This is a genomic window from Enterobacter cloacae complex sp. S3 (assembly GCF_014930495.1).
Lineage (GTDB): Bacteria > Pseudomonadota > Gammaproteobacteria > Enterobacterales > Enterobacteriaceae > Enterobacter > Enterobacter asburiae_B.
In genome coordinates, this window is sequence record NZ_JADBRD010000005.1 from 83,940 (window position 1) to 96,106 (window position 12,167).

Sequence of the window (12,167 nt, forward strand, 5' to 3'; positions counted from 1 at the left end):
GGGATCCACAGTATTTTGTAGCAAGGAACATAACGTGACCTGAGCCGTATATTCCCCCTCACCCCAGCCCTCTCCCTCAAGGGAGAGGGGGCCGTCCGTGCAGGCATTATTTTGTAGGCAACCCTCAGCCCTGCGGGGAGATTTTTATAGCGAGTCCTTCACCACAATCAGCGGCTCGATATCGCTCTCTTTCTTCACCACCAGCGAGTCATCGCCGCGCAGACAGGTTCCGCCGTAGTTCCCGCCCACGGTGAAGGTGCAGACCTGTATGTACTTGCCGTCGACCTTCGGCAGGCACCACAGCTGCTGGTAGATGTTTTTGCGGTCGACAAACTTGCCGCTGGATTTATCCAGCAGTTCGTCCTGAGCGCTGATGAGATCGATATTGCTGCCGCAGCGGCCGGCAATCGGCTTGACGGCATATCCGGTCTGCTTCAGCAGATCGTTAACCTCAAAATCGGTGTCGAGCAGATAACGGTGATTCGGGAACAGCTGCCACAGTACCGGGAGAATCGCCTTGTTGCCGGGAATCACGGTCCACAGCGGTTCGAAGACCAGCACCTCCGGGCGCAGCAGGACGTCAATCAGGCGCACCTCGTCCTCGGGATGTCCGGTCCGAATAGGCACGGCGGCGTATTCTGTTTCGCTGACCTCGCGGATCTGCTCTATCGCCGTTTCCCACGCCCAGGTTTTCCACACGCAGTTGACGTGGCGACCTTCGTCGTCAATCAGCTGTCCGGCGGCATCCCAGCTGAGCGCCTCCAGCCCGTGCAGGATTTTGGTCTCGAACCCGGCCTGCATCAGCGAACGCTGAATAAAGAGCGCGTGGTAATCCTCTTCGACATCGTTGTCCTGCATGATGTGGACGAACGGCCGCGCGTGGCTGTGCTTCCACGCCCCGGTCAGCTCTTCCAGCAGCCCTTCCGCCGGGTTATGCCCGTTGCCGCGATAGCCGTTTTTCACCCACTCTTCGAGAATCAGCCCGCCCTCGGTATGGCAGGAGGCGGAGTCGGCGTTGTACTCGTAGACCTTAATGCCGCGCTCATCCATGCAGAAATCCATACGACCGGTGATCATATGGTGGCGACGCCACTGCCATGAGAGGCGCAGGCGCGGCCAGAGGATTTTCGGGATGTCGAAAAGCGCCAGCAGGCTGTCGTCTTTCAGCACCTTGTCCGTCGCGTGCAGGTACATCAGGTGCAGTTCGTTAGTGGCCTTGATCAGCTCCTGCTCGGCGCTTTCGGTAATGGTGAAGTACTGGCAGGGATCTTTGTTGATCACATGGCCGTTGGCGCGGATATACGCCTGCTGCAGCGCGTCATTTTCGTTAAGCCATTTGCCGTCGAACTGACGCTTGTTTTTCAGCCGCGCGCCGCTGATTTTCAACAGTTCGCCGTCGATTTCCGGCTGGGGAATGCTGTGTTCCGCGTCGTCGGTCTGGATCATCCAGCCGAGAATCTCCGTGTCGTTGAAGGTGTCATGGATCGTGTAACACCCGTTCTCCACGCTCAGACGCAGCTCGCGCGTCCACTGCTGCCCGAGCGGCAGCGGGGAGTGAATCACGTTCTGCTCCGCAATTCGAACCTTATCGTCGAGAAGCTGGGTGATCACCGCCACGTGGCCGGTCTCGTGAAACTCGCCGCCCTTTTGCCAGATCAGCAGCGCCCCGGCGCGCGGCGCGCGTTTTGAGCCGTTGGCAAAGGCCTGAAGGGGCAGAATGTTATCGTTCACCACCTGCCGCAAAAAGCGCAGGGAGAAGATTTCCCACGCCATGCCGACATCGGTAAACACGAAGCCATAGTTGAGAAACAGGAAACGGCGGGCAAACTCAACGCATTGCCACTTGTGGCCCATGTATTCGTTGCCGATATAGCTGCGAAAATCGGCGTCTTGCGGGTAGCTGCGCGGGTCCAGACTGCCGTAATTTGAAGAGTAAATCGCCACGCCACCGGGCGCATAGCCTAACAATGTCCCGAATGGCGCATCACTGCTTAATTTTCCTTTACGCATGTATCCAACCTAAAACAGGCAGGCGGCAATTTTTTTAAGGGTTGTCGTCGTCTGCACGTTGTAATTAACCTGACAGAGGGACATTTATCATACACCTGCGCGGCGCATTAACTACATGTTAAACAGCCAGCATGCCGCGAAATGCCCTGGCGCGATCTCCTGCATGGCAGGCTCCTGCGTCTGGCACACCGGCATGGCGTGCGGGCAGCGGCTGCAGAACTTACAGCCCGGCAGCGCGGACGTGGGGCCGGGAATGTCGCCGCGCAGGGTGGCGTCTTCGAGATTGCGGATGCGCGGATCGGGCTGGGGAACCGCCGCCAGCAGCGCGCGGGTGTAAGGGTGCGCCGGACGTTGATACAGTTCATTCGCCGGGGCCACCTCCACCAGTTTGCCGAGATACATCACCCCAATGCGGCTGGAGATATGGCGAACCATGGAGAGATCGTGGGCGATGAACAGATAGGTTAGCCCCAGCTCCTGCTGCAGATCCTGTAAAATATTCACCACCTGCGCCTGCACCGAGACGTCCAGCGCAGAGAGCGGCTCATCGCACAGCACAAATTCAGGATGCACGGACAACGCGCGGGCGATACTGATGCGCTGACGCTGGCCGCCGCTGAACTCATGCGGGAACCGTTCAAGGTGCTCGTGCTTCAGCCCCACTTTGTAGAGCAGCGTTTCCGTACGTTCCCGCTGTTCTTCGCGGCTGTAGCCGTGGATCTGCATCGGCTCGGCCACCAGCTGTCGCACCGTCATTCCGGGGTTGAGCGAGGAGTAAGGATCCTGAAAAATCGCCTGCATCCGTTTACGCAGCGGCTTAAGCTCTCTTTCGTGGGCGTGAGCAATCGCCTGCCCGGCGAAGTGGATCTCGCCCGAGGTGATATCGAAAAGGCGCAGGATGGCGCGCCCGAGGGTGGATTTTCCGCAGCCTGACTCCCCCACCAGGCCAAACGTCTCGCCGGGCTGGATATCAAAGCTCACGCCATCAACCGCCTTCACGGCCACGCCTTTACGCAGCAAACCGCCGTTGAGCGGATAGTGCTTGCGCAGATCGCGCACGCTCACTAATGGCGCCAGTTGTTCACTCATGCCTGAATCTCCTTGTCTGCCCATAGCCAGCAGGCGGCGCGATGGCCCTCTCCGGCGGTGTAAAATGCGGGCTGCCGTTCACACTGGGGCATGCGTTTCGGGCAGCGTTCCGCGAACGGACAGCCCGGCGGCGGGTTAAGCAGGCCAGGCGGCGAACCTTCGATCGGCGATAAACGCTGATTGACCTCATCCGGGCGCGGCAGCGAGGCCAGCAGCCCCTGGGTGTAAGGATGCGCAGGGCGATAAAAAATGTCCTCTACGCTCCCCTCCTCCATCACCAGCCCGCCGTACATCACCACCACGCGGCTGCAGACCTGCGCCACCACGCCGAGATCGTGGGTGATCAGCAAAATCGCGGTCCGGGTCTGCTGCTGCAGACTTTTCAGCAGGCGCAGGATCTGCGCCTGAATGGTCACGTCCAGCGCGGTGGTCGGTTCATCGGCGATCAGCAGCTTAGGGTTGCAGGAGAGCGCAATGGCGATCATCACCCGCTGGCGCATCCCGCCGCTGAACTCGTGGGGATACTGGTCGTATCGCCGTTCCGCCCCGGCAATGCCTACCTGTTCCAGCATGGCGATGGCCGCCGCTTTGGCCGCTTTTTTGCTGAGTCCTTTGTTGCGCATCAGGATCTCAGCCATCTGCTTGCCGATGGTCAACACCGGGTTCAGGGCGGTCATTGGATCCTGAAAAATCATCGCGATCTGGTTGCCGCGAATGGCGCGCATCTGCGCGGGCGTTTTCTGCGCCAGATCCTCATTCTGGAAGCGGATGCTGCCGCCGGTTATCCGTCCGTTGCTCCCCAGAAGCTGGATAATCGACTTACAGGTGACGCTTTTCCCGCAGCCCGACTCGCCGACGATGCCGACGAGTTCCCCCGGCTGAACCTGAAAGCTCACGCCGCGCACCGCGTGAACCTCGCCCTCGCGGGTGCGGTACGTGGTTTGCAGGTTCTCAAGCGCTAATAAGTTACTCATCGCGATTCGCTCCCGGCTCAAAGGCGGTACGGAACACATCGCCCAGCACGTTAAAGCTGAACACCGTCAGCAGGATCAGAATGCCGGGGAACATCGCCAGCCACGACGCTTCGCCAATATAAGACTGCGCGTTGTTAAGCATGCTTCCCCACGACGCCGCGGGCGCCTGCACGCCCAGCCCTAAGAAGCTGAGGGTTGACTCCATCAGAATGGCCGAGGCGATATTGAGCGTGGCCGCCACGATAATGGTCGGCAGCACGCCGGGAATAATGTGGCGCACGATGATGCGCAGCGGATGCTCCCCCGACGCGCGGGCATAAAGCACGTACTCGCGCTCTTTCACCGACAGGGTTTCAGCACGCACCAGGCGCGACATGTTCATCCACGTCAGCAGGCTGATAATCAGAATGATGTTATCCACGCCCGGCTTGAGGTAAGCATTTACTACCAGCAGCAGGAAGAAGGCCGGAATGGCCATCAGGATATCCACGGCGCGCATCATCAGGTTATCCAGCCAGCCGCCAAAATAGCCGCTCACCGTTCCCACCACCGTGCCGATAAGCGTGGAAAAGAGCATCGCCAGAAAACCGACCATCAGGGAGATCTGGCCGCCATACAGCGCGCGGGTGAAGTAGTCGCGGCCGTATTCGTCGGTGCCGAACCAGTGCGCGGCATCCGGCGGCAACGTGCGCGCGCCGAGCGACATCCGATCCGGATCGTACGGGCTTAACCCCGCACAGAGCGCGGCGACGACGAAAATAAAAAGCACAAACAGAGAGAACTGCGCCGGACGGTTGCGGCGCAGCTGGTGACGAACCTGCTGCCAGCGTCTGCTCATCCGGGTTACCTCAGCGTACGAATGCGGGGATCGGCGAAGCGATAAAGCACGTCGGCGATCAGGTTACCGACGATCAGCATCATCGACGAGAGCATGATGATCGCCATAATCAGCGGGTAATCCAGCGAGGCGATCGACTGGATCCCGAGCAGCCCCATCCCCGGCCAGGAGAAGACGCTTTCCGTCACATAGGCCCCCACAATCAGCTCTCCGAACGACAGGCCGAACAGGGTAATCACCGGCAGCAGCACGTTTTTCAGCACGTGGCGGAACAGAATACTGGAACGCGTGGCGCCGTAGGCAAGCTGGGTCTGCACGTAGTCGGCCGAGAGCTGAGAGATGGTGTTGGAGCGGATGTAGCGCACGTAGCTGGAAAGGTTGTAGAACGTGAGGGCAATACACGGCAGCACGCCGTGACGCAGCAGATCCAGCCCGTTATCCTCCATGCCGATGGTGCGCATCCCCATGCTGGGGAACCAGTTAAGCTGCACGGCAAAAATGGTGATGAGCAGGATGCCGAACCAGAATATCGGAACAGAAATGCCGATATAGGCGAATAAATTGAGCAGATGATCCAGCCAGCGGTGCTTAAATGCCCCGGCCAGCAGGCCCAGCGGGATCGCCAGCACGATCGCCATCATCAGCGACGCGCCCATCAGCCCCAGCGTGGCCGGAATGCGTTCGCCGATCATCTCCAGCACCGGGCGGTGATAAATCAGCGAATAGCCGAGATCGCCCTGCAGGACGTTTTTCAGCCACAGGACGTACTGCGTGACCAGCGGCTTATCCAGCCCCAGGCTCTGGCGAATACGTTCGATATCCTCCGGGGCCATACGCGGCGTAATGTACGCCGCCACCGGATCGCCGGGCGCGAGCTTGACCAGCAGAAACGCCACCAGTGAAATAAAAAACAGCATCGGCAGCAGCTGCAGCAGCCGACGCGTGAGGAGTGTGTTCACGACGTGCCCTTACCAAGGCCCCGACCTGACGGCCGGGGCAATCACTTATTTCTGATAGATTTTTGACAGATCCTGGAACAGATAGACCGGTTTCGGCTCCGCTTCCTGGGTGCCGCCGAAGCGCTTGTCCACCGCGACGGTCGCATTGGTGTAGGCGATCGGGTAGTAGGTCATATCGTTCGCCACGGTCTGCTGAATTTGCTTGTAGATATCGGCACGTTTTGCGGCGTCGGTTTCCACTGCGCCTTTATCCCACAGGGCATCAAACTGCGGATTTTTGTAGTGCGCGTAGTTATAGGCTTCGTTGCTCATGAACAGCGATTTGTAACCGTCCGGCTCGGAGCCCATGATGTAGCCGCCCAGGTTCAGCTCCCACGCGGTGTTGTTCATATCGAGGCTGCGCTGAGACATGGCGTTGGAGTCCAGCGGCATCAGCTCCACGTTCACCCCAATGCCCTTCAGCGCCTGCTGAATGTAGAGCGCCATGCTCTCCTGGGTTTTGTTGGTGTTCACATACGCCAGGCGCAGCTTGAGATTGTCCGGCGCGCCGGACGTCTTCAGCAGCTCTTTGGCTTTTTGCAGATCGAACTTGTACTGCTCGACGTCATCCGTCTTGTAAAGCGTATCTGGCGTCAGGAAGGAGGTCGCCGGTTTAGCGTAGTCCAGCGAGGTAAAGGCGGTCTGGGTGAGCTCGTCTTTGTTGATGGCATACGCGATGGCCTGGCGCAGCGCTTTGCTCTTCATCACCGGCACGTTCTGGTTGAACGTCATATAGGCCAGACGGCCTTCCGGATAGACCACGAAGTCAAACTTACCGGTATTTTTCAGGCGGTTCACGTCCTGCGGGTCAACCATCTTGAGGTTGATTTCCCCGTTTTGCAGCGCAAGGTTGGCGGCGTTGCTGTCTTTGGCGAAACGGTAGGTGACCGAATCAAGCTTCGCTTTGCCGTTCCAGTAATCGTCAAAACGGGTCAGGGCGTAATATTGCCCGGCGCGGTACTCTTTGAATTTGAACGGGCCAGAACCCACGGGCGCATCGTTTTTGCTGCTCTTTTCCAGGTCGCCTTCACCGGCGAACACGTGCTGCGGGATCGGGTAGATTTGTACCAGGGTGCCGGTAAAGGCCGCGCTGACCTGCGGTAGGGTGAATTTGACGGTGCGCTCATCCACCTTGCTCACCTGTACCGGCTTGTCGCCGTAGGTGAACATGCTGCGGAAGAAGCTGTGCTGTTTGGCATCCAGCAGCTTATTGAACGTAAAGACCACGTCGTCCGCCGTCAGCGGCTGGCCGTCCTGCCATTTGAGGTTGGGTTTTAACGTCAGGGTATAGCTCAGGTTGTCGGCGGAAGGCGTCAGGCTTTCCGCTAGGCCCCACTCAATGTTGCCGTTATTAAAACTGTACAGCGGGGCATAGAGCGCCTGCATGATCGTTAACGTCGTACGGTCACTGGCATAGAGCGGATTAACGGCTAACGGGTCGCCGGAGGTAATTCCAATAATTAGCGAACCGCCCTCTTTTGGCGCGTCGTTTTTTGCCGCAGCCGCACTGTTTGTCTCTTTATTTTTCGCATCATCACAGCCCGCCAGGCCTAACGCGAGCGAAACGACCACTGCCGATAACAGAAGCTTGCGCATCTCACTAACTCCTTGCCTTATAAAGTGTTTATTACTGCATCTTTTATTTATGTTGAAGCATCATATTCAGCTTTATCGGTTTACGCATTAATTATGAAAATGCGATTTTCGATTAAGCTTATGCCGGATTTGATATATATAAGCGCCGGAAGGAATAGCGGCAGATCGATTACGCTCAGTTCGTTAAACGCTTCACAAATCTCCTGCTACACTGCCTCAACACATCACTCAAAAGGCAGGCCAACATGTCAGACAACACGTATCAGCCACCAAAAGTATGGGAATGGAAAAAGAACGGCGGCGGCGCGTTCGCCAACATCAACCGCCCGATTTCCGGCGCGACCCATGAGAAAGATCTGCCCGTGGGCTCCCACCCGCTGCAGCTTTACTCTCTCGGAACACCGAACGGTCAGAAAGTGACGATCATGCTCGAAGAGCTGCTGGCGCTGGGCGTGACGGGCGCGGAGTACGACGCATGGTTGATCCGCATCGGCGAGGGCGATCAGTTCTCCAGCGGGTTTGTTGAGGTGAACCCGAACTCGAAAATACCGGCGCTGCGTGACCACTCCACGAACCCGCCAACGCGCGTCTTTGAATCCGGCAATATCCTGCTCTATCTGGCAGAGAAATTCGGTCACTTCCTGCCGAAAGATCCGGCTGGACGCACCGAGACCCTGAACTGGCTGTTCTGGCTGCAGGGCGCAGCGCCGTTCCTCGGCGGCGGCTTTGGCCACTTCTACAACTACGCGCCGGTAAAAATTGAATACGCGATTGACCGCTTCACCATGGAAGCCAAGCGCCTGTTCGACGTGCTGGATAAACAGCTGGCGCGCGGTCGCTACGTGGCGGGTGAAGAGTACACCATCGCGGATATCGCCATCTGGCCGTGGTTCGGCTGCGTGGCGCTTGGCAGCGTCTATAACGCCGCCGAGTTCCTCGATGCAGAGAAGTACACAAACGTGCAGCGCTGGGCGAAAGACGTGGCGAATCGCCATGCCGTTAAGCGCGGCCGTATCGTTAACCGCACCAGCGGCGAGCTGAACGAGCAGCTCCACGAACGCCACGCGGCGAGCGACTTCGATACCAATACGGAAGATAAGCGTCAGGCGTAATGTTCAGCCGGGCGGGTCCCCGCCCGGCAACTGAGATCCCAGCCCAGGGCATGATTAGCTTAAAGGTTGAGCCGGTATTGCTGGCACTATCTGGACGTTTTTCTCGCGTGAGAAACGACGTCTCAACCGACAGCAGTCACAAAGGATCTGTTATGAAACTTATTAAAACAACGCTGGTTATCAGCGCCCTCATTTTTTCCACCTCGGGAATGGCCATCGACAAAACCGCCGCTGGCGCGGTAGCAGGCGCGGCCATTGGTGCGGCCACAGGCAAAGATCTGAAATCGACCGTTGGCGGCGCCGTCGTGGGCGCAGGCACCGGTGCCATGTTCAAAAACGGCGGCAAAGGTAAAGCCGCGCGTAAGGGCGGCGCGGTAGGGGCTGCCGTGGGCGCAGGTGCCGCAGCGGTTACCGGCAAGAGCGTGCTGAAAGGTGCAGCCGTTGGTGCGGGCACGGGCGCGCTGATTGGTGAAGCGACGCACTGATAAATACAGCCGGGCAGCGCTCTGCAAGCCCGGCCTCGTTGTTATGCAGTCATCCCTCCGCACAAGGTCTCAAATTTTTGCGATCTGCTTTCAGAAATCACATCTTCCCCACTGCCACAACCCTGTGAACAGTTGCCTGTCGTAGCCTGAAGATTACAATGCATTTGCTTATCGTAAACTACAGGCTACAATAATGGCTAAGGTCAAACACTACATCACAGCAGACGGGTACGACCCTTTTGATGCATATCTGAGAAGTGTGAAAGATCCCATAGCTAAAGCCATGATTGCTACACGTGTCGCCAGAATGTCTACGGGTAACTATGGTGATTGCAAGCCATGCAGAGAGAGCGTTTCAGAACTCAGGATTGACCAGGGGCCGGGTTACCGCGTCTATTTCAGCGAAGTCTTCGATCCGGCAGATGGCGCAGTGAGTCTGGTGCTATTGACTGGAACGAAAAAAAAGCAAAATGCAGATATTGACAGGGCCGTTGAGTATCTCAACGACTACAAGCGCAGGATATAAGAGGAAATCGGAATGGCTAAATCAGTACTTCATGATGACGCAATGGTACAGCTCCTGAAAGATTCTCCGGATTTCGCGCCCGTATATCTTCATCAGGCTTTTATTGAAATTGACGAGCCCGGAGGCTATGAGGCGTTCATGCTGGCTTTACGACATGTGATTGAAGCCTCTGGCGGGATGACCGTCATTGCTAAACGTGCAGGCATTTCTCGCGAATCACTCTATAAATCACTTTCACCAAACGGTAACCCTTCATTTAAGCGTATTGCGGAAGTGGCATCCGCAACGGGATATCCGATTTCCAGAATTGCAGCTGCAGGGTTAAACGCACCAGCGTGAGACGCACGTCAAAATACGCCCTAAGTTCTGGCCGGGCGAAGCATCAATGACGATCGTCATGCTGAAACGCCATTGGAAAAGGCGGTAAGAGACATGCCTGCATGCCGCCTCATCTGTTGCATTAATACTTAATGTCCCGCGCTTTTTGTCTTCCGGACTGTTTCATCTGACGCTTGTCCTGACGGCAGTCGTGATTACTCTGGTTATTGTTCGCCACGCAGGTCTGCTTCACCTGCCGCGACGCGTCGCGGGTTTCCTGCCTGACATCACGCGCCACGCGCCGCTCCTGCGCCTGCTGGGTCGCACTGGCAGAAACCGAGAACAGCATCAGAAGAATGCAAGAAAGGACAGGAATGACAGATAACGATCTGTTCATAGCAACACCTCGGAGAAGAGAGCCCAGAACGTCAGGGGGTTAGCAAAAGAATAGCAGTTTCAGAAGGGGCTGAATGGGGAAGACGTTAATAATATAAGGCCGCACAAGGCGGCCTTATAGGTTGCGTTATGCCGTCAGGCGGAACTTCTGCACCGAGCGCTGAAGCTCTTCGGTCTGGCGCTCCAGCGCCGCCGCCGCGGCAGAAACTTCTTCAACCAGCGAGGCGTTTTGCTGGGTCACGCCGTCCATCTGGGTAATGGCAATCCCGACCTGCGAAATACCCTTGCTTTGCTCCTCAGAGGCGGAAGCGATTTGCTTCATGATGGTCGTCACTTCCGTCACGTCGCGCAAAATCGCATCCATGGTGGTGCCGGTGTCGCTGACCAGCTGCGCCCCCTGCTCTACGCGGGAAACGGAATCGGTAATCAGCCCCTCAATCTCTTTAGCCGCGTTGGCGCTGCGGCTTGCCAGGTTACGCACTTCGCCTGCCACTACCGCGAAACCACGCCCCTGTTCACCCGCGCGCGCCGCTTCAACCGCCGCATTGAGTGCCAGAATATTGGTCTGGAAGGCAATGCTGTTGATCACATTGGTGATTTCAGCAATTTTCTTCGAGCTTTCCGAAATACCGCTCATGGTGGTCACCACCTCTTCCACCAGCGAGCCGCCGCGGCTGGCGGTAGTTGAGGCGACATCGGCCAGCTGGCTGGCCTGACGCGCGCTTTCCGCGTTCAGTTTCACCGTGGCGGTTAGCTGTTCCATGCTCGCTGCCGTCTCTTCCAGCGCAGCCGCCTGCTCTTCGGTACGGGAAGAGAGATCGTTGTTACCGCTGGAGATTTCCGTCGCACCGCGCCAGATATTTTCACTGCCGGAGCGAATCGTACTGACCGCTTCGCGCAGGCTGTCCTGCATCGCGCTCAGCAGCGGCACCAGCTGCCCCACGCAGTTGCGGCCGAACGGCTCAATGGGCTGGCTGAGATCGCCCTGGGCAATCTGGCGGAACTGCTGGCGAATGCGAGCCAGCGGTTTGACCAGCATCGCCACCAGGTAACGGTCGGTGAAGAGCAGGATCAGCAGGCCGATAATCGTGGCGACGATAATCACCGTGCGGGTCATGCTTGTCAGGCCGTCCACGACCACGCGGGTGCTGTCGAGCGACTTCGCGGCGGCATTGTTGAACGCCTCAGCGGCCGCACCGAACGCGCGGCTCAGCGGTGGCGTGACGTTGTTGGCCTGCTGGCGATACCCCTCCAGAGCCCCCTGCTTCGCCTGCTGCATTTGCGGCGTTACGCCCTGTTCAAGCAGCGCCTGCCAGGAGCCGATCACCCGTGAAGAGACCTGCTCGTCCATCGGGCCTGAGGAGATCGCTTTCATCTCGGCCAGTTTCTTGCCCATGTTATCCAGCGCCTGTTGGGCGGAGGACAGATCCGGCGTGCCGCCTGCGGCTTTGACTTCCATTGCGCGGCTCAGACGGGTCACAAAGCGGAAATATTGATCGTTACCCTGGCTGAGTACCGTCATCTGTTTAACCAGCTGGCGATCGACTTCATTGCCATCCGATACGCGAGAAAGGGACCAGGTGCTGTACAACCCAACGCCCGCCCACATTAAACAAAAGATCCCGAGAATCGTCAGCATGACGAAACGGATCGTGAAATTACGGAGCATATTCATAAGTCTTCCTTGCCGTGAGGGTGAGTTCGCCCAGAGGCGAGTACTACTCTCGTTATCGGCAGGAAAGAGGGAAATTATAACGTTTTGTGATCATTTTTAATTAGCGTGGCTTCACTGGTCACACAGCTGCCGTTAATCATTAGGCCCGCG

Annotated in this window: 12 protein-coding genes; 4 read left to right on the top strand and 8 right to left on the bottom strand. The window is 57.7% G+C overall.

The genetic code is table 11. The features are described from left to right. Positions 1-144 precede the first annotated feature (144 nt). From gss to IM317_RS01500, 6 genes are all read right to left on the bottom strand, one after another. A complete protein-coding gene (gss, locus tag IM317_RS01475; protein ID WP_033146635.1) occupies positions 145-2,010 on the bottom strand; it encodes a bifunctional glutathionylspermidine amidase/synthase in 1,866 nt (621 codons plus the stop codon). Between the two features lie 111 nt (positions 2,011-2,121). Then, a complete protein-coding gene (locus IM317_RS01480; RefSeq protein ID WP_033146636.1) occupies positions 2,122-3,099 on the bottom strand; it encodes an ABC transporter ATP-binding protein in 978 nt (325 codons plus the stop codon). Beyond that, on the bottom strand, positions 3,096-4,073 hold the full coding sequence (locus IM317_RS01485; RefSeq protein WP_033146637.1) for an ABC transporter ATP-binding protein: 978 nt from the start codon (positions 4,071-4,073) through the stop codon (positions 3,096-3,098). The genes IM317_RS01480 and IM317_RS01485 overlap by 4 nt, the downstream gene beginning before the upstream one ends. Continuing rightward, on the bottom strand, positions 4,066-4,911 hold the full coding sequence (locus IM317_RS01490) for an ABC transporter permease (protein ID WP_033146638.1): 846 nt from the start codon (positions 4,909-4,911) through the stop codon (positions 4,066-4,068). Before IM317_RS01490 ends, IM317_RS01485 begins: the two co-directional genes overlap by 8 nt. Before the next feature lie 5 nt (positions 4,912-4,916). Then, positions 4,917-5,870, bottom strand: a complete 954-nt coding sequence (locus tag IM317_RS01495; RefSeq protein WP_033146639.1) for an ABC transporter permease — start codon at positions 5,868-5,870, stop codon at positions 4,917-4,919. 45 nt (positions 5,871-5,915) lie between these two features. Further along, the gene (locus IM317_RS01500) at positions 5,916-7,505 is read right to left on the bottom strand and encodes an ABC transporter substrate-binding protein (protein ID WP_033146640.1); all 1,590 of its coding nucleotides are present in this window, start codon (positions 7,503-7,505) and stop codon (positions 5,916-5,918) included. A 245-nt stretch (positions 7,506-7,750) separates the two neighbouring features. On the opposite strand from IM317_RS01500, the gene yghU reads away from it, so the two are divergent. The 4 genes from yghU (at position 7,751) to IM317_RS01520 (ending at position 9,967) form a co-directional block, all read left to right on the top strand. Further along, entirely contained in the window at positions 7,751-8,617 is an 867-nt protein-coding gene (gene yghU, locus IM317_RS01505; protein ID WP_023309162.1) for a glutathione-dependent disulfide-bond oxidoreductase, read from the top strand. A gap of 152 nt (positions 8,618-8,769) precedes the next feature. After that, a complete protein-coding gene (locus IM317_RS01510) occupies positions 8,770-9,102 on the top strand; it encodes a hypothetical protein (RefSeq protein ID WP_029740720.1) in 333 nt (110 codons plus the stop codon). Positions 9,103-9,295: 193 nt separating this feature from the next. Then, positions 9,296-9,628 (top strand): type II toxin-antitoxin system RelE/ParE family toxin, encoded by a 333-nt coding sequence (locus IM317_RS01515; protein ID WP_033146641.1) that lies wholly within the window; start codon positions 9,296-9,298, stop codon positions 9,626-9,628. A gap of 12 nt (positions 9,629-9,640) precedes the next feature. Next, positions 9,641-9,967, top strand: a complete 327-nt coding sequence (locus IM317_RS01520; protein WP_032640599.1) for a DNA-binding protein — start codon at positions 9,641-9,643, stop codon at positions 9,965-9,967. Between the two features lie 121 nt (positions 9,968-10,088). Here IM317_RS01520 and IM317_RS01525 read toward each other — a convergent pair whose 3' ends face one another. Continuing rightward, positions 10,089-10,343: a hypothetical protein gene (locus IM317_RS01525; protein ID WP_023309166.1), complete on the bottom strand. Its 255-nt coding sequence runs from the start codon at positions 10,341-10,343 to the stop codon at positions 10,089-10,091. A 126-nt stretch (positions 10,344-10,469) separates the two neighbouring features. Further along, positions 10,470-12,017, bottom strand: coding sequence for a methyl-accepting chemotaxis protein (locus tag IM317_RS01530; RefSeq protein WP_033146642.1), 1,548 nt, complete (start codon positions 12,015-12,017; stop codon positions 10,470-10,472). Between the last annotated feature and the right edge of the window lie 150 nt (positions 12,018-12,167).